Consider the following 18440-nt stretch of genomic DNA (forward strand, 5'->3'; position numbering starts at 1 on the left):
TCTTCACCAATAGATATAGGGGCCGGAAAATGGGGTTTCAAGGGATATATTAAAAAAACTTAGGTGCATAAAAAAGCACCACCCTAAGGCAGTGCTTTTTAGTCAATTTGTCGATTATTGCGATCTACACGTCCAAGTTTGCTACTTTTAGAGCATTCTCTTCGATGAAGTTACGACGTGGCTCTACTTGGTCACCCATTAACGTGGTAAACAACTGGTCCGCACCTACTGCATCTTCAATAGTCACTTGCATCATACGGCGAGTATCTGGGTCCATAGTGGTCTCCCAAAGTTGGTCAGGGTTCATCTCACCCAGTCCTTTGTATCGCTGTAGACTCAAGCCACGACGAGATTCTTTTTGTAGCCACTCAAGAGCACTAACAAAATCTGCGATAACTTGTACACGTTCACCACGCTTGATGAAGGCACCTTCTTCCAGCAGTCCATCCAATGTTTCAGAAAGGTCCGCAAGCTTCAGGTACTCTTTAGTACCAAACAGTTCAACAGAAAGAACGTGCTCATGTGTCACACCGTGTGTTCTAACGATCACTTTAGGCAAGCTGATATTAAGCTCTTCATGTTTTTCAACTTCTAAGGTGTATTGACTTGCTCCAATCTCTTTCGCATTAAGCTGCTTAATTAGCTGCTCACCCCAAGCTTGAACTTTATCATCACTTTGGCAATCTTCCGCAGTCAAGCGTGGAACATAAACCAGCTCATGCATAATCGCTTCTGGGAAGCGACGCTTTAGCTTGTTTGCAGCAGCAATTGCATTCTTATATTGTGTAACTAGCTGCTCTAAGCCTTCACCAGAAATGCCTGGTGCGTCAGCATTAACGTGTAATGAAGCATTGTCCAAGGCCAGACTGGTTTGGTATTGCTCCATCGCGTCTTCATCTTTAATGTACTGCTCTTGTTTGCCTTTTTTCACTTTATAAAGTGGTGGCTGAGCAATATAGATGTAACCGCGTTCAATAAGCTCTGGCATTTGACGGTAGAAGAATGTCAGCAGCAAGGTACGGATGTGAGAACCATCGACATCGGCATCGGTCATGATAATGATGTTGTGGTAACGCAGCTTATCTGGGTTGTACTCATCGCGGCCGATACCACAGCCTAATGCAGTGATAAGCGTTGCTACTTCTTGCGACGACAGCATTTTGTCAAAGCGTGCTTTTTCAACGTTTAGAATTTTACCTTTCAGAGGCAATATCGCTTGGTTCTTACGGTTACGACCCTGTTTTGCTGACCCGCCAGCAGAGTCACCCTCCACAATGTAGAGTTCAGATAATGCTGGATCTTTTTCCTGACAATCCGCCAGTTTACCGGGTAAACCAGCAAGGTCTAATGCGCCTTTACGGCGAGTCATTTCACGAGCTTTACGCGCGGCTTCACGAGCACGGGCTGCATCAATGATTTTAGAACAAACAATTTTAGCTTCGCCTGGGTTTTCAACAAGGAACTCAGACAGCTTTTCGCCCATTGCTGACTCTACCGCCGATTTCACTTCTGACGAAACAAGCTTGTCTTTGGTCTGGCTTGAGAACTTAGGATCAGGCACTTTCACCGAAATAACGGCGGTTAAGCCTTCACGAGCATCGTCGCCAGACGTTGCTGCTTTGGCTTTCTTAGAAAAGCCTTCTTTATCCATAAACGTGTTCAGGGTACGAGTTAACGCAGAGCGGAAGCCCGCTAAGTGAGTACCACCATCACGTTGAGGGATGTTATTGGTAAAACAGTAAATGTTCTCTTGGAAACCGTCATTCCACTGCATTGCGACTTCAACGGTGATACCGTCTTCGCGCTCTGTATCAAAATGGAAGATCTTTTGAATAATAGGCGTTTTATTGGTGTTCAGGTGATCAACAAATGCTCGAATACCGCCTTCAAACATAAAGTGATCAGACTTATCTTCCTCACGCTCATCCACAAGCTTGATCGATACGCCAGAGTTTAGGAACGACAGTTCACGTAAACGCTTAGCTAAAATATCGTAATGAAATTCGATGTTAGTGAACGTTTCTTCACTTGGCCAAAAACGGATTTCAGTACCCGTTTGGTCTGTCTGACCGGTCACCGCTAATGGGGCTTGAGGCTCACCATGACGATACGTTTGGCTATGAATTTCACCACCACGCTGAATGGTCAACGTGACTTGTTTTGACAATGCATTCACTACCGAAACACCCACACCGTGCAGGCCACCCGACACTTTGTACGAGTTGTCATCAAACTTACCACCGGCGTGCAACACCGTCATGATAACTTCTGCCGCGGAAACATTTTCTTCCTCGTGCAGTTCGGTAGGGATACCACGGCCATCATCTTTCACAGAAACCGAGTTATCTTCGTGGATTGTCACTATGATGTCATTACAGTGTCCAGCCAACGCTTCGTCAATGGAGTTATCCACGACCTCGAATACCATGTGGTGAAGACCAGTGCCATCGTCGGTGTCACCAATGTACATGCCAGGACGCTTGCGCACCGCATCCAGACCTTTAAGTACCTTAATACTCGAAGAATCGTAATTTTCTGCCATGAGTTTCTCTCTACTAATTATCCTTGTTCTATTTTGCCATGTTCCACATGAAACATCTTGCTATTTTCAGTGGACATGGAGGCAATCTGTGCCTCTGTAATAGAACTTACAAATACTTGTGCCTTGGTCTTAATAAGACACTCGGCTAAACGTTGACGACGTGTTGCGTCTAACTCAGACGCAAAATCATCAACCAGATAAATACACTCTTTGTTGGTGGACTCAGAAAGATGCTGCCCTTGAGCCAATCTTAATGCGCACACCAACAATTTTAACTGTCCTCTAGACAGGACATCTTCAACGGGTGTCCCTGCTATTTTTACTTTTAGATCCGCCTTATTCGGGCCGCTAAAGGTATACCCTAAGCCTTGATCTCGCTCGAAGTTCTTTTCTAAAATTTCATGGTAGGCAGTCTGCCTATCCCAACCTCGATAGTAATTAAAATCAATCTCAAATTCGGGCAAAAACTGAGCGCACAGCTCCTTCAAATACGGAAGCAGCTGCTCAACATAATCATTGCGCCACTGGCTGATTTTTTCGGCCAAGGGCGCTAATTCTTTATCCCAATAAACCAACTGAGCATACGACGAGGCGTTTTTTAACAATGCGTTTCTCTGTCGATGTAGGCGTTTTACTCGCCCCCATGCATCAAAAAACTCAGCTTCACTATAAAACACACCCCAATCGATAAACGACCGGCGAAATTTTGGTCCATCGGTCAGCAATTCGTAACCATCTGGGTGGATCATTTGCACGGGCATAACTTGAGCAAGCTGCGCCAACTTTTGTCCAGATTGACCGCTTATTTTAACCTCTGACGAGCCATCACGCTTCTTATTAATGCCAATTGGTAGCTCAAATTGATCAGCGGTCAAAAAACGGCCATGAACAAACAGCTCTTGGTGCTCATTTTGGATGATTCTACCTGTCAGGTTTGAACGAAATGAACGTCCATGACTCAACAAATATATCGCTTCAAGCAGCGATGTTTTACCGCTGCCATTCGCTCCGACAACAAAGTTAAAGCCAGGTGACAGATCCAAGCTGCACCCAGCAATATTTCTAAATTGCGTCAAACTGAGTCGAGTAAGTGGCATTAAAGTATGTAAAACGCCTACAAACGAATTGGCATAACAACGTACATTGCGCTGTCATCATCAACATTTTCAACTAATGCACTGGCGTTGGCATCACTCATTGAAAAGCGCACCGATTCACAGCGTAATGTGTTAAGCACATCAAGCACATAACTGACGTTAAAACCGATCTCCAGTGCGTCACCTTGGTAGTTAACGTCCAGTACTTCTTCGGCTTCTTCTTGTTCTGGGTTGTTTGCGGTCACACGCATTTCTTCGCCACCAAAATTGGCTCTCACGCCACGAAATTTTTCATTCGATAAGATGGCAACACGCATAAACAATTGGCGGAGTAATTCACAGTCCGCTTCCAACGTTTTATCGGTATTGCTTGGCAGTACTCGGCGATAGTCTGGGAAGCGACCATCCACTAATTTTGAGGTAAAGGTAAACGCATTCACTTTAGCGCGTATATTGGCGCTGCCGATTTGTAGTGTGACCGACTGATCGGGCTGATCCAATAACTTCGCCAACTCAAGCACGCCTTTACGCGGCACAATCACTTGCTGTTGGGTTAAGTTAGCGCTTACTTCTGTTTTTGCAACCGCCATGCGGTGACCATCGGTGGCGACACTGCGAACAGTATTACCATCAAATTCAAACAGCATTCCGTTCAAAAAATAACGAACGTCTTGATTCGCCATAGAGAATTGAGTCTTATCAATTAGCCCTTTAAGGTCCGCTTGAGTTAGAGTCAACTCAATATCACTTTGCCAGTCTTCGATGTTTGGGAAATCCATGGCGGGTAATGTGGCCAATGTAAATCGGCTACGGCCTGAACGAACTAAGGCGCGTTCTGCGTCTAAACTAAACGTGATCTCAGCGCTATCTGGCAATGCTCGACAAATATCAAGAAACTTACGCGCTGGAACCGTGACACTGCCTGGTTCGAAGTCGCCTTCTAAAGCCACATTGGCTATCAACTCCACTTCCAAGTCCGTTGCTGTCATCGATAAAGTGCCTTGATCGACTTTTAACAGCAAATTCCCAAGAATGGGCAAAGTAGGTCGGCCACCTAATGAGCCTGACACTTGCTGAAGTGGCTTAAGTAATGTTTGACGAGGTATAGTAAATCGCATGATAAATGTCTTCCGAGACAATGAGCCGAATAAATTAAACGGTGTGCGTTCGCACACTATGAGAATAATTGCCTATGATGACAAGGTACGCATCAAATTCGAGTAATCTTCTTTAATGTCGTGACTTTCTTCACGCAGCTGCTCGATTTTTCGGCATGCATGCAACACAGTGGTATGGTCACGGCCACCAAACGCATCACCAATCTCTGGTAAGCTGTGGTTTGTGAGTTCTTTTGCTAATGCCATCGCTAACTGACGAGGTCGAGCCACTGAACGAGAGCGACGTTTTGATAACAGATCCGCCACTTTAATTTTGTAGTACTCAGCAACGGTCTTTTGAATATTGTCGATGGTAACAAGTTTCTCTTGCAGTGCGAGTAAGTCCCGCAGAGCTTCACGAACAAAATCAATGGTAATTGGTCGTCCGGTAAAGTTGGCATTGGCAATAACACGGTTAAGCGCCCCTTCCAACTCACGAACATTAGAACGAAGACGTTTTGCAATAAAGAAGGCAACTTCATCAGCAAGATGAATTTGGTGATCTTCGGCCTTTTTCATCAAAATCGCGACGCGAGTTTCAAGCTCTGGCGGCTCGATCGCTACGGTTAAGCCCCATCCAAATCGAGATTTGAGTCGATCCTCTACCCCATTAATCTCTTTGGGGTATCGGTCAGAGGTCAAGATGATCTGCTGATTGCCTTCCAATAGCGCATTAAACGTATGGAAAAATTCTTCTTGAGAACGTTCCTTGTTAGCAAAAAATTGAATATCATCAATGAGCAGTGCATCGACACTTCGGTAGTAGCGTTTAAACTCTTCAATTGCATTGTTTTGAAGCGCTTTCACCATATCTTGGACAAATCGCTCAGAATGCATGTAAATGACTTTAGCATTCGGGTTGTTGTCGACGATGGCATTGCCCACGGCATGCAACAAGTGCGTCTTACCTAGGCCTGTTCCGCCGTATAGAAACAGTGGGTTGTAGGCCGCACCAGGGTTATCAGCAACTTGACGCGCTGCAGCCAATCCAAGTTGGTTGGATTTACCTTCAACAAAGTTGTTGAACTTGTGCTTCATATTGACGTTAGAACGGTGAGAAATGTCCGTTACATCAAGGTCACTATTGTTCCAAGTTTGATTAGGTGCTTGATTTGCTTGTAATTGAGCTGGCGCAGACGAAGCAGCAACGACTTCTGCCGCTGTGCGCTGGGCAACCGGCTTTGCTGCGCTACTTGCAGGCTTATTGCCTACTTCAAAGCGCAGTCCAGGGATATCGTTACCACAAAATTCGTTAAGTAGACGGTTGATGCGATTTAAATAACGTTCGCGAACCCAGTCCAACACAAAACGGTTTGGAGCAAACAAGGTTAATGTATTTCCATCTAACTCCGCTTGTAGCGGCTTAACCCACATGTTGAATTCGGTTGCAGGCAGTTCTTCCTGTAACTGCTGCAAACATTGCATCCATAATGACGACGACACCGGAACCCTACCCGCTAAGATCAACAAAAATATAAGAGAAAGGATTTTACCCCCACTCTATCAAGATCGCCACTAATAGATCGTCAGATCAGTGAATAAGATCTAAGTTATTAACAGTTTCTGCCTGAGTTTTACAACGATCGTCATGGATATACACAAAATTACCCACATTAAACGTTTTCACTCCCCAGCTTACGCTCAGGTTATTCCCGCTGTTATTAAGTTGTCCCCAAAATAAAAATAGTCGAAATAAGGTGTGTATAGGTCACGTTTTAGCTGTGTTTAAAATGCGATCGCGAAAGATCCTTGAGATTTATATCACAAAGCGTATAATCCGCCGACCGGAATTTCCCAAATCCAGTTGTTGACTCAAGACGGGTCAGTGATTACAATTCCGCCTCTTTTGTTGAGAGACGTCGGACACGTACTTCTTTATAGAAGAACATAAGTTCCCACGTCGGGTTTGGGCAAAACCTGAAAACTACTGATCAGTAAAGGTAATAACCATGAAACGCACTTTTCAACCTTCAGTTCTAAAGCGTAAGCGCAGCCACGGTTTCCGTGCTCGCATGGCGACTAAGAACGGTCGTAAAGTAATCAATGCACGTCGTGCAAAAGGCCGTGCGCGTCTTTCAAAATAATCGCGATTTATTTTGAATTCGTACGACTTTAATCGGGAGTTAAGACTCTTAACTCCCGAGCATTACCAAAGAGTTTTTGAGAAAGCGCACCGCGCTGGTTCCCCGCATCTGACCATAATTGCTCGCAACAACACCCTTTCACACCCTCGTCTCGGTTTAGCTGTTCCTAAGAAACAAATCAAAACTGCTCCTGGTCGCAATCGCTTCAAGCGCCTTGCAAGAGAGAGTTTTCGCTTAAATCAACACCAATTACCTCAAAAAGACTTTGTAGTTATCGCCAAAAAGAGCGCTGCAAGCCTTTCTAATGACGAGTTATTTAAATTATTTGAAAAACTATGGCAAAGACTGTCTCGCCCCTCGCGTGGTTAGCCATTGGCTTAGTTTATCTATACCGACTGGGGATTAGCCCCCTTATTGGACCTCGTTGTCGATTCCACCCAACCTGCTCTCGATACGCCATAGAAGCATTAAAAGTGCATGGATTTGTAAAAGGTTGTTGGTTATCTGGCAAACGTCTATTAAAATGCCACCCTTTAAACGATGGCGGCTACGATCCCGTACCTCCCAAAAACCATACTGATAGAGATAAATAACGATGGGTACACAACGTAATATCCTGTTTATCGCTCTAGCGTTCGTTTCATTTTTGCTATTTCAACAATGGCAGCAATATAAGAACCCGCCAGTAGCGACAAACCCGGCCACGACCGATACGGCCTTGCCAGCCCCAACGTATTCCAACGATAGTTTGGATCCAGCACCAGAAAATGCAGTATCAAGTAAGTTGATTACTGTAAATACCGATGTGTTGACTCTACACATCGATAGTAATGGTGGTGATGTCGTTTACGCAGAATTAAATCAATACGCCAATGAACTTGAATCAGAAGAACGTTTTGTCCTTCTTGAAAATATCCAAGGTCACCAATTCATTGCTCAAAGTGGCTTAGTGGGTCCTCAAGGTATCGACCTTAGCAATACGTCTCGCCCTGTTTACGCCGTTCAAGCCGACGAATTTAACCTCGCTGACGGTCAAGACGAACTTCGTGTTCCAATGACGTACAGTGCAAATGGTATCGACTACACTAAAACATTTGTGCTTAAACGTGATAATTACGCAGTTGACGTTGAATATAGCGTTGCCAACAACTCCGGCAACAACGCGACCTTTGGTATGTACGCACACTTGCGCCAAAGTTTGAAAGACGCAGGTGGCAGCATCACCATGCCAACCTATCGCGGCGGTGCCTACTCGTCAGAAGATAAGCGTTACGTAAAATACAGCTTTGACGACATGCAAGATCGTAACTTGTCCATTCAGTTGCCAAACGGTCAAGGTTGGGCTGCGATGATCCAGCACTACTTCGCAACAGCTTGGATCCCTCGCGAGCAACCTGGTACATCGCTATATACTCGTGTAATCGGCAATGTCGGCGACATCGGTGTTCGTATGCCTAACGCCACAATCGCAACGGGCGATACGTCTACTATCAAAGCAACCCTTTGGATTGGTCCTAAACTGCAAGACCAAATGGCAGCAACAGCTTCGCACCTTGATCTTGTTGTCGACTACGGTTGGCTATGGTTCATCGCGAAACCGCTGCATTGGCTTCTGTCGATGATTCAAAGTGTGGTGATTAACTGGGGTCTAGCTATTGTGGCATTGACCTTCATTGTACGTGGTGCAATGTACCCACTGACTAAAGCTCAGTACACCTCGATGGCAAAAATGCGTATGCTGCAGCCTAAGCTGACAGAAATGCGTGAGCGTATTGGTGATGACCGCCAGCGCATGAGCCAAGAGATGATGGAGCTGTATAAGAAAGAGAAAGTGAACCCACTTGGTGGTTGTTTACCTCTGATTCTACAGATGCCTATTTTTATCGCGCTCTACTGGGCACTGATGGAATCGGTTGAACTGCGTCACTCTCCATTCTTTGGTTGGATTCACGACTTGTCAGCGCAAGACCCATACTACATCTTGCCACTGCTAATGGGTGCAAGTATGTTCTTGATCCAGAAGATGAGCCCGACCACAGTAACAGACCCGATGCAGCAGAAGATCATGACCTTTATGCCGGTGATGTTTACGTTCTTCTTCCTATGGTTCCCATCAGGTCTCGTTCTATACTGGTTGGTATCAAACATCGTAACCCTTATTCAGCAAACGCTCATTTACCGTTCGCTAGAGAAGAAAGGCTTACACAGCAAGGCTAAATAAGCGTTAGCTGACAGTGCAAAAACAAAGGCGGCCAATGGTCGCCTTTTTTAATGGAACTGTTTACAATTTCAACTGGGAAGCGCTCCCAATGTCACCAACGAAATAAGAGAGATACTATGACAACCGAAACGATCATCGCACAAGCGACTGCACCAGGCCGAGGTGGTGTTGGGATCATTCGTGTATCTGGTCCAAAAGCCGATCAAGTGGCTAAGTATGTACTGGGAAAATCTATCACACCAAGGCGTGCGGAATATCTGCCATTCTTAGCATCCGATGGTAGCCAGATCGATCAAGGTATCGCTCTCTATTTTCCAAATCCTCACTCGTTTACTGGAGAGGATGTGCTCGAACTGCAAGGCCATGGTGGGCCTGTTGTTATGGATATGATCATCAAACGAATTTTAGAAATTGATGATATTCGTATAGCCAATCCAGGCGAGTTTACAGAGCGTGCTTTTCTCAATGATAAAATGGATCTCACACAGGCAGAAGCCATCGCCGACCTGATTGATGCAAGCTCTGAACACGCTGCCAAGTCGGCACTCAACTCCCTCCAAGGAGAGTTTTCTCATAAAATTCATCAACTCGTAGAGTCGCTTATTCACTTACGAATCTATGTTGAAGCCGCCATCGACTTTCCTGAAGAAGAGATAGACTTTCTAGCCGATGGTAAAGTCAGTGCCGATCTTGACGCCATAGTGTCGCAACTGGCGGCAGTACGAAATGAAGCGAAGCAAGGTGCGATAATTCGTGAAGGCATGAAGGTTGTGATCGCAGGGAGACCAAATGCGGGTAAATCCAGTTTGCTCAACGCTCTATCTGGTAAAGACAGCGCCATCGTCACCGATATTGCTGGCACGACCCGAGACGTGCTCAGAGAGCACATACACATAGACGGAATGCCTTTGCACATCATCGATACAGCAGGATTACGTGAAGCCACTGACGAAGTCGAACGCATTGGTATTGAACGAGCTTGGGAAGAAATAGAGCAAGCGGATCGCGTCTTATTCATGGTAGACGGTACGACCACCACGGCAACGACTCCACAAGATATTTGGCCAGAATTTTCAGATAGACTGCCAAGCAACCTAGGCATAACGGTGATCCGCAATAAATGCGATCAAACCGACGAGCAAATAGGTATTTGCCACGTTAACGATCCTACACTAATCAGACTATCAGCTAAGTCTGGGCAAGGGGTTGCTGACCTTAAAGAACATTTAAAGCAGTGTATGGGATACAGTGGAAGCAACGAAGGGGGTTTCTTGGCGAGACGTCGCCACCTTGATGCTCTCGATAACGCTTCGCAGCATCTCCACATTGGTCAAACTCAATTAGAGTCCTACATGGCGGGCGAAATTCTTGCCGAAGAGCTTAGGATCACTCAACAATATCTCAATGAAATCACCGGCGAATTCAGCTCTGATGACCTGCTTGGCCGAATATTCTCATCTTTTTGTATAGGGAAATAAGCACAATGGCTGAAATAATCATTGGCAGTACGCTAGGCGGCACCGAGTATGTTGCTGAACACCTCGCCGATTTACTGACTGATAAAGGGATCACCAGCACACTGCATACAGCGCCTGATCTCAGCGCTATTCCAGCAAGTGGCACTTGGGTTATCGTCACATCTACTCATGGCGCTGGAGACTACCCAGATAACATTCAACCCTTTATTCAAGCCCTACAAAACACACCACCAAAAATGAGTGACGTACGCTACATTACAATTGCCGTTGGTGATTCAAGCTATGATACTTTCTGCGCGGCAGGCAAGCATGCACATCATCTATTGGAAGATATAGGTGGGACAGCTCTAAGCGAACTGTTTTGCATCGACGTTCAACAATATCCAGTCCCAGAAGATGCTGTTAGTGAGTGGTTTGAGTCTCACGCAGACCTTTTTTAAGTCTTCACCACTTCATTATGAAAATAATCGGTCACATTTAGGCCGATTTTTTTTCGATCTATTGTGTATAAAAGTAGAGTTATCCGGTGAGGATCCTGAGTTTATCCACTGTACTAGTTTTTTTAACCTCTTGCGTTGTGAATAACTACATAAGTTGATCCCAGCTTATCGGGATCTAGATCAAGGGATCAGCACAGCTTTGATCTGTTTTTGATCCATGATCTTATTGATCATTTTTGAGTTATCCACAGAAAGAGGCTCCCTTAATAATAGATCTAATAAAAGATCTATATAGAGATCTTAAATAATATAGTTAAGATCCTAAGTGAAAATAAGGATTCTCTGTTTCGACCAAAACAGGTAGAATACGCTCCCCCATTTATTCAATATGAGCTTGCTCGACTGCCTGAGGTGATTCATGCAATACCATGAAAAATTTGATGTGATCGTTGTTGGTGGTGGCCATGCTGGAACGGAAGCCGCACTAGCGTCAGCCCGCACAGGTCAAAAAACACTGCTTCTTACGCATAACATTGATACTTTAGGACAAATGTCATGTAACCCCGCCATTGGTGGGATCGGTAAGGGCCATTTAGTAAAAGAAGTGGACGCCATGGGCGGATTAATGGCACAAGCCATCGATCATGCAGGTATCCAGTTTAGAACGTTAAACGCTTCAAAAGGTCCAGCTGTACGCGCAACGCGAGCTCAAGCAGATAGATCACTTTATAAAGCCTTCGTTCGTCATGCACTTGAGAACGCACCAAACCTTACTTTGTTTCAACAATCTGTTGATGACCTGATCGTTGACAACGATCGAGTGATTGGCGCTGTAACTCAAATGGGACTCAAATTTTACGCCAAAGCGGTGGTGCTTACCGTTGGTACATTTCTTGGTGGAAAGATCCATATTGGCATGGAAAGCGCGTCAGGCGGCCGGGCCGGAGATCCACCGTCTATCGCATTAGCGAATCGTTTACGAGAACTTCCTTTTAGAGTGGATCGACTAAAAACCGGCACCCCACCTCGTATCGATGCACGCAGTGTTGATTTTTCAGTCTTAGAAGTGCAACACGGTGATGATCCTACACCAGTGTTTTCTTTCATGGGAAATCGGACGCAACACCCAAGACAGATCCCTTGCTTCATCACTCACACTAACGAATCAACCCATGAAGTGATCCGTAACAATTTGGATCGTTCTCCATTGTATTCAGGAGCGATTGAAGGGATTGGTCCACGTTACTGTCCATCGATTGAAGATAAAGTGATGCGTTTCGCCGACAAAAATAGCCATCAAATTTTTGTGGAGCCTGAAGGCCTCGATACTCATGAACTTTACCCTAACGGAGTTTCAACTAGCTTACCGTTTGATGTTCAGATAAAAATTGTTCGTTCGATGAAAGGGTTTGAAAATGCGCACATCGTTCGACCTGGGTACGCGATAGAGTATGATTTTTTTGATCCAAGAGACCTCAAGAAAACTTACGAAACTAAGCACATGCATGGATTGTTCTTTGCGGGGCAAATCAATGGTACGACTGGATACGAAGAAGCGGCAGCGCAAGGGTTAATGGCTGGTCTTAACGCCAGTTTATACAGCCAGGACAAAGAAGGTTGGTCTCCACGACGTGATCAAGCTTATGCAGGTGTGTTGATTGATGATCTTTCTACCATGGGAACGAAAGAACCTTATCGAATGTTTACCTCTCGTGCAGAATATCGATTGTTATTACGTGAAGACAACGCCGATATTCGTTTGACTGAGCAGGCTCGTGAATTAGGTTTGATTGATGATCTTCGATGGGAACGATTTAATCAAAAAATGGATAACATCGACAAAGAACGTCAGCGACTTAAAGAAACATGGATCAACCCTAAATCTGAAGGTGTAGAAGCACTCAATGAGTTGCTGAAAACACCAATGATTCGAGAAGCTAGCGGTGAAGATCTATTACGTCGACCAGAGTTGACGTATCACAAATTGACCAGCCTCGATGCGTTCGCACCGGCATTGTCCGACACTGACGCCGCCGATCAGGTTGAGATTCAAGTGAAATATGAAGGCTACATTAAGCGTCAGCAAGACGAGATAGAAAAATCACTTCGTCATGAAAATACGCCGATTCCAATGACATTCGATTATACACAAGTCAAAGGTCTATCGAATGAAGTCATGGCAAAACTGACGGACGCTAAACCTGAAACTGTAGGTATTGCCTCACGTATTCCTGGAGTTACTCCAGCAGCAATATCTATCGTATTGGTTTACCTAAAGAAACAAGGCATGCTAAAAAAGGGTGAGGTTGCTTAATGAGTCAATTAGCCAGTCAGCTTGAACAATTGATTAGTGAGTCCAGTATAGAGGTTTCGGCCGAGCAACAAGCCAAGCTTGTCGGTTATGTCGAGATGCTCAACAAGTGGAATAAGGCCTACAACTTAACCTCGGTACGTGATCCGCAAGAGATGCTAGTTAAACACATTATGGACAGTATTGTGGTGAGTCCAGATCTTGCTGGCAGCCGATTTATCGATGTGGGTACAGGTCCTGGACTCCCTGGAGTTCCTTTGGCGATAATGAATCCAGACAAATCGTTTGTTCTGCTCGACAGCTTAGGAAAAAGGATCCGGTTCATTAAGCAAGTTCTTCACGAACTCGGGATCTCCAATGTCGATGCTGTACAAAGTCGAGTGGAAGAGTATCATTCTGAACAAGGATTTGACGGCGTTCTGAGTCGAGCATTTGCCTCAATGCGTGATATGGTTGAGTGGTGTCACCATTTGCCATCCGAAAATGGGGTATTTTATGCCCTCAAGGGACAGGTGAGTGATCAGGAGCAATCTGAGCTTCCTGAATGGTGCAGTGTGATCTCAATCAAAGCTTTAGCAGTTCCTAAGTTGGAAGGTGAGCGACATCTTGTAATCTTAAGTCGCAAATAAAAAGGACGAGGTTTAAACCGTGGGCAGAATTATTTCGATTGCCAATCAGAAAGGGGGCGTGGGTAAAACCACGACCTGTGTCAATTTGGCCGCGTCAATGGCCGCCACAAAACGCAAAGTGTTGGTAATAGACCTCGACCCACAAGGCAACGCAACAATGGCCAGCGGTGTCGACAAGTATTCTATTGAGTTTACTGCCTACGACCTATTGGTCGAAGAAACGCCATTTGCCAGTGTTGTATGCCCTTCACCTACTGGAGGGTACGATCTTATCGGTGCCAACGGTGATGTGACCGCCGCTGAAATCAAACTTATGGAAGTGTTTGCTCGAGAAGTCCGCCTTAAAAATGCCCTTTCAACGGTAAAAGATCATTACGACTATATCTTTATCGATTGTCCGCCTTCATTGAATTTATTAACCATCAATGCAATGGCTGCGTCTGACTCTGTTTTGGTACCAATGCAATGTGAATATTTTGCGTTGGAAGGCTTAACGGCATTAATGGACACCATCAGTAAACTGGCTGCAGTCGTTAACGACAAACTCAAAATTGAAGGTATATTGCGCACCATGTATGACCCGCGCAATCGTCTTTCAAATGAAGTGTCTGAGCAACTTAAGCAGCATTTTGGCAGCAAAGTATATCGAACCGTTATTCCTAGGAATGTTCGTTTAGCCGAGGCGCCAAGCCACGGCAAACCTGCTATGTATTACGACAAATATTCAGCTGGAGCTAAGGCCTATCTAGCGCTTGCTGGAGAAATGCTTAGACGTGAAGAAGAAGTGGTCGCATAAAAATCTAAAAATAAAGGAAATCCCATGTCGAAAAGGGGCTTAGGTAAGGGGTTAGACGCCTTACTTGCAACCAGCGCACTCGCGCGTGAATCAAAAGCCAGTCAACAGCCAGAAGCAAAGACGCAAGACGGCGAATTGCAAGAGTTGGTGATATCCCAATTACAGCCAGGGGTATATCAACCGCGAAAAGACATGCAAAGCGATGCTCTTGAAGAGTTGGCATCCTCCATTCAATCTCAAGGTATTATCCAACCTATCGTTGTTCGCCGAGTGGGTGAACAGCGCTACGAAATTATTGCCGGTGAACGTCGTTGGCGTGCTGCTCGCAAAGCCGGTCTGAGTCACGTCCCTTGCTTGGTGAAAAACGTTCAAGACAGAGCGGCTATTGCCATGGCACTCATTGAAAATATTCAACGTGAAGATCTCAATGCCATCGAAGAAGCGCAGGCATTAGAGCGCTTGCAAACTGAATTCGAACTATCTCATCATCAAGTGGCAGAAGTCATAGGCAAGTCTAGAGCAACGGTCAGCAACCTATTGCGTCTTAATCAACTTGAATTAGAAGTGAAGCAACTGGTTGAGCGAAAAATGCTCGATATGGGGCATGCACGAGCATTACTTGCACTAGAAGGTGAACAACAAGTTAATGTTGCCGAGCAGGTGTCTAACAAAAAATTGACCGTTAGACAGACAGAGCAACTGGTCAAAAAGCATCTTAATCCGCCAGAGCCTGCGGTCATTGTTCCACCACACCCACAATCTGACACATGGTGTCACACACTTTCCCAGCAATTTGACGCTAAGGTGACAATCAACTCAGGTGCGGACGGCAGTGCAAAACTTCTCATCACAGTGGACGACAAAGAATCGCTTGAAAGCTTAATTAAAAAGTTGCAAAGTACGCACGATAATTGATTTAAATCAAAAATATTGCGCTGTGTCACACGCATAGTGTTTAGTGTTGTGAAACATACAGATTGTGGCGAGTTGATATTGCGACTCGGCGTAACAGTTCGTATAATTTTTTCTAACGTAATTTAACGGTATGATGTTCTTTATTGAATTACGTTTAAGAGGTAAGAATACATGGTAGCGGCTCTAGCGAAACCGGGACGAACGCTTGCAAAGCGATTGATAACGATTGAGATAGCAGCGGTTATTTTTGTGGCTGCAGGCATGGCATTGTCGGTCAGTGTAGAGTGGGCGATTGCATCTTTTATTGGTGGCGCAATTATTGTGACTGCAAATATGGTGTTCTCGTTGTGTGCCTTCCTATTTGTTGGTGCACGAGCGGCTAAATTAGTCGCAGCACTTTTCTACACCGGTGAGGTTCTTAAAATTCTCATCACCGTCGCTCTGTTTTCTGTTGTCCTCGTGTATACCGATGTGGAACTCGTTCCACTCACACTAACCTATTTGCTGGTATTAGGGATTCATATCTTTGCGCCAGTATTTTTCATTAACAATAACAAATAGGACATGTTATGGCTGCGCCAGGTGAAGCGCTAACACAGTCCGGTTACATCACTCACCACTTAACCAATTTGTCATTGACCAAATTAGGACTGGTGGAAGAGGGAAGTTTCTGGAACGTACACATAGATAGCTTGTTCTTTTCTTTTTTGATGGGCGTGATTTTCCTTTGGATATTCCGCTCTGTCGCTAAGAAAGCAACAGCGGGTGTGCCAGGCAAGTTGCAGTGTTTTGTTGAAATGGTAGTTGAATTTGTCGACCAAAACGTCAAAGACACCTTTCATGGACGTAACCCACTGATAGCACCACTGGCCCTAACGGTATTTTGTTGGATTCTATTGATGAACGTATTGGACCTTGTGCCAATCGATTTCATTCCATACCCAGCAGAACACTGGCTAGGTATCCCGTATTTGAAGATAGTGCCAACTACCGATGTGAACATCACCATGGCTATGGCTCTAGGCGTTTTTGCATTGATGGTGTATTACAGCATCAAAGTAAAAGGTCTAGGTGGTTTTGCACGCGAATTAGCACTGCATCCATTTAACCATTGGACAATGATTCCGTTTAACCTACTTATTGAAGTTGTGTCGCTACTGGCGAAACCACTGTCACTAGGTATGCGTCTATTCGGTAACTTGTTCGCGGGTGAGGTAGTGTTTATTCTATGTGCAGCAATGCTGCCATGGTATTTACAGTGGATGGGTTCGCTCCCATGGGCAATCTTCCACATACTAATTATCGTCATTCAAGCCTTCGTATTTATGATGTTGACCATTGTTTATTTATCAATGGCACACGAAGATAGTGATCATTAAGTTTTAAAATTTTTACACGACAATACGTCAATTTTTATTTTTGGAGATAGTAATGGAAACTGTATTAAGCTTTTCAGCAATCGCAGTAGCAATCATCGTTGGTATGTGTGCTCTAGGCACAGCAATTGGTTTTGCTCTTTTAGGTGGTAAATTCCTAGATGGTGCGGCTCGTCAACCTGAAATGGCTCCAATGCTTCAAGTTAAGATGTTCATCATTGCAGGTCTATTGGATGCGGTTCCAATGATTGGTATCGTAATCGCACTACTATTCACATTCGCGAACCCATTTGTTGGTCAACTTGCTGGTTAATCAATAGCTCAAAACAAACTGGATTTTGTCGTTGATTAATAAGAAGGGGTAGCTGTTGTGGAAATGAACGCAACTCTGCTAGGTCAAGCTATATCGTTTACGCTGTTTGTTTGGTTCTGCATGAAGTATGTATGGCCACCAATCATGGAAGCGATCGAAGAGCGTCAGAAAAAAATTGCTGACGGTCTGTCTGCTGCCGAACGCGCAGCAAAGAACTTGGATCTAGCGCAAGCCAACGCTTCTGAGCAGTTGAAAGAAGCGAAGCGCACTGCAAGTGAAGTGATCGAACAAGCTAATAAGCGTAAAGCTCAGATTGTCGATGAAGCGCGTGAAGAAGCTCAGGCGGAACGCCAGAAGATTCTTGCGCAAGCGGAAGCGGAAATTGAAGCTGAACGTAACCGAGCTCGCGACGACCTGCGTAAACAGGTTGCCACTCTGGCGTTAGCTGGTGCCGAGAAAATCTTGGAGCGCTCTATTGATGAAGCCGCTCACAAAGATATTCTCGACAACATTACTGCAAAACTTTAAGTCTGGGGGCGCAAATGTCTGATTTGACTACTATCGCACGCCCCTATGCTAAAGCAGCATTTGACTTTGCTGTAGAGAAGGGAGCGTTGGACCAATGGGGCCAAATGCTGACTTTTGCTGCAGAAGTTGCCAACAATGAACAGGTTCATGAACTTCTTACAAGTTCGACTTCAGCCAATAGGCTAAGTGAAATCTTTGTAGCAGTGTGTGGCGACCAAGTTGATGAGCACGGTCAAAACTTTATTAAAGTGATGGCTGAGAATGGCCGATTAGAGGCCCTTCCTGATGTATGTGCACAATTTATTGTGCTTAAGCAAGAGCTTGAAAAAGAGATCGACGTAGATATTACTTCTGCCGCTGTTCTCTCAGACGAGCAAAAAGCAAACATCAGCAGCAAACTTGAGCAGCGTCTAGAACGCAAAGTTAAGCTGAATTGCAGTGTAGATGAGACCCTACTTGGTGGGGTTATTATTCGAGCCGGAGACTTAGTCATTGATAGCTCAGCCCGAGGTCAACTCGGTCGTCTGAGTGACGCTTTGAAGTCTTAATGGGG

The 18440-nt window shown here is 45.0% G+C and carries 19 protein-coding genes; 15 read left to right on the forward strand and 4 right to left on the reverse strand.

Features of this window, described 5'->3' with window-relative positions; translation table 11 throughout:
* Positions 1 to 124 precede the first annotated feature (124 nt).
* From gyrB to dnaA, 4 genes are all read right to left on the reverse strand, one after another.
* The gene (gene gyrB / locus ST37_RS05425; protein ID WP_084884460.1) at positions 125 to 2542 is read right to left on the reverse strand and encodes a DNA topoisomerase (ATP-hydrolyzing) subunit B; all 2418 of its coding nucleotides are present in this window, start codon (positions 2540 to 2542) and stop codon (positions 125 to 127) included.
* 17 nt (positions 2543 to 2559) lie between these two features.
* On the reverse strand, positions 2560 to 3639 hold the full coding sequence (recF, locus tag ST37_RS05430; protein ID WP_084884461.1) for a DNA replication/repair protein RecF: 1080 nt from the start codon (positions 3637 to 3639) through the stop codon (positions 2560 to 2562).
* Between the two features lie 17 nt (positions 3640 to 3656).
* Positions 3657 to 4757 (reverse strand): DNA polymerase III subunit beta, encoded by a 1101-nt coding sequence (gene dnaN, locus ST37_RS05435; protein ID WP_084884463.1) that lies wholly within the window; start codon positions 4755 to 4757, stop codon positions 3657 to 3659.
* Positions 4758 to 4829: 72 nt separating this feature from the next.
* Positions 4830 to 6239 carry a chromosomal replication initiator protein DnaA gene (gene dnaA, locus ST37_RS05440; RefSeq protein ID WP_084884465.1) on the reverse strand — a complete coding sequence of 470 codons (1410 nt, stop codon included), beginning with the start codon at positions 6237 to 6239 and terminating at the stop codon, positions 4830 to 4832.
* A 506-nt stretch (positions 6240 to 6745) separates the two neighbouring features.
* Here dnaA and rpmH point away from each other — a divergent pair.
* From rpmH to atpH, 15 genes are all read left to right on the forward strand, one after another.
* Positions 6746 to 6880 (forward strand): 50S ribosomal protein L34, encoded by a 135-nt coding sequence (rpmH, locus tag ST37_RS05445; RefSeq protein WP_009600312.1) that lies wholly within the window; start codon positions 6746 to 6748, stop codon positions 6878 to 6880.
* Between the two features lie 12 nt (positions 6881 to 6892).
* Positions 6893 to 7249 carry a ribonuclease P protein component gene (gene rnpA / locus ST37_RS05450; RefSeq protein ID WP_084884466.1) on the forward strand — a complete coding sequence of 119 codons (357 nt, stop codon included), beginning with the start codon at positions 6893 to 6895 and terminating at the stop codon, positions 7247 to 7249.
* Entirely contained in the window at positions 7216 to 7473 is a 258-nt protein-coding gene (gene yidD / locus ST37_RS05455; protein ID WP_084884468.1) for a membrane protein insertion efficiency factor YidD, read from the forward strand. Before rnpA ends, yidD begins: the two co-directional genes overlap by 34 nt.
* 2 nt (positions 7474 to 7475) lie before the next feature.
* Positions 7476 to 9101, forward strand: a complete 1626-nt coding sequence (gene yidC / locus ST37_RS05460) for a membrane protein insertase YidC (protein ID WP_084884470.1) — start codon at positions 7476 to 7478, stop codon at positions 9099 to 9101.
* Between the two features lie 116 nt (positions 9102 to 9217).
* Positions 9218 to 10579, forward strand: coding sequence for a tRNA uridine-5-carboxymethylaminomethyl(34) synthesis GTPase MnmE (gene mnmE / locus ST37_RS05465; RefSeq protein ID WP_084884472.1), 1362 nt, complete (start codon positions 9218 to 9220; stop codon positions 10577 to 10579).
* Between the two features lie 5 nt (positions 10580 to 10584).
* Positions 10585 to 11019 (forward strand): FMN-binding protein MioC, encoded by a 435-nt coding sequence (gene mioC, locus ST37_RS05470; protein ID WP_084884473.1) that lies wholly within the window; start codon positions 10585 to 10587, stop codon positions 11017 to 11019.
* 418 nt (positions 11020 to 11437) lie between these two features.
* A complete protein-coding gene (mnmG, locus tag ST37_RS05475) occupies positions 11438 to 13333 on the forward strand; it encodes a tRNA uridine-5-carboxymethylaminomethyl(34) synthesis enzyme MnmG (protein WP_084884475.1) in 1896 nt (631 codons plus the stop codon).
* The gene (rsmG, locus tag ST37_RS05480) at positions 13333 to 13959 is read left to right on the forward strand and encodes a 16S rRNA (guanine(527)-N(7))-methyltransferase RsmG (protein WP_084884477.1); all 627 of its coding nucleotides are present in this window, start codon (positions 13333 to 13335) and stop codon (positions 13957 to 13959) included. The genes mnmG and rsmG overlap by 1 nt, the downstream gene beginning before the upstream one ends.
* Before the next feature lie 19 nt (positions 13960 to 13978).
* Entirely contained in the window at positions 13979 to 14755 is a 777-nt protein-coding gene (locus tag ST37_RS05485; RefSeq protein WP_084884479.1) for a ParA family protein, read from the forward strand.
* A 24-nt stretch (positions 14756 to 14779) separates the two neighbouring features.
* Entirely contained in the window at positions 14780 to 15670 is an 891-nt protein-coding gene (locus tag ST37_RS05490; RefSeq protein WP_084884480.1) for a ParB/RepB/Spo0J family partition protein, read from the forward strand.
* A 171-nt stretch (positions 15671 to 15841) separates the two neighbouring features.
* The gene (locus tag ST37_RS05495; protein ID WP_084884482.1) at positions 15842 to 16231 is read left to right on the forward strand and encodes a F0F1 ATP synthase subunit I; all 390 of its coding nucleotides are present in this window, start codon (positions 15842 to 15844) and stop codon (positions 16229 to 16231) included.
* 8 nt (positions 16232 to 16239) lie between these two features.
* Positions 16240 to 17049, forward strand: coding sequence for a F0F1 ATP synthase subunit A (gene atpB, locus ST37_RS05500; RefSeq protein WP_084884484.1), 810 nt, complete (start codon positions 16240 to 16242; stop codon positions 17047 to 17049).
* 52 nt (positions 17050 to 17101) lie between these two features.
* The gene (gene atpE / locus ST37_RS05505; protein ID WP_084884486.1) at positions 17102 to 17359 is read left to right on the forward strand and encodes a F0F1 ATP synthase subunit C; all 258 of its coding nucleotides are present in this window, start codon (positions 17102 to 17104) and stop codon (positions 17357 to 17359) included.
* Between the two features lie 57 nt (positions 17360 to 17416).
* A complete protein-coding gene (gene atpF / locus ST37_RS05510; RefSeq protein ID WP_084884487.1) occupies positions 17417 to 17887 on the forward strand; it encodes a F0F1 ATP synthase subunit B in 471 nt (156 codons plus the stop codon).
* Positions 17888 to 17901: 14 nt separating this feature from the next.
* Positions 17902 to 18435: a F0F1 ATP synthase subunit delta gene (gene atpH, locus ST37_RS05515; protein WP_084884489.1), complete on the forward strand. Its 534-nt coding sequence runs from the start codon at positions 17902 to 17904 to the stop codon at positions 18433 to 18435.
* Positions 18436 to 18440 lie beyond the last annotated feature (5 nt).

This window comes from Vibrio sp. qd031 (genome assembly GCF_002100145.1).
In the GTDB taxonomy this organism is placed as follows: domain Bacteria; phylum Pseudomonadota; class Gammaproteobacteria; order Enterobacterales; family Vibrionaceae; genus Vibrio.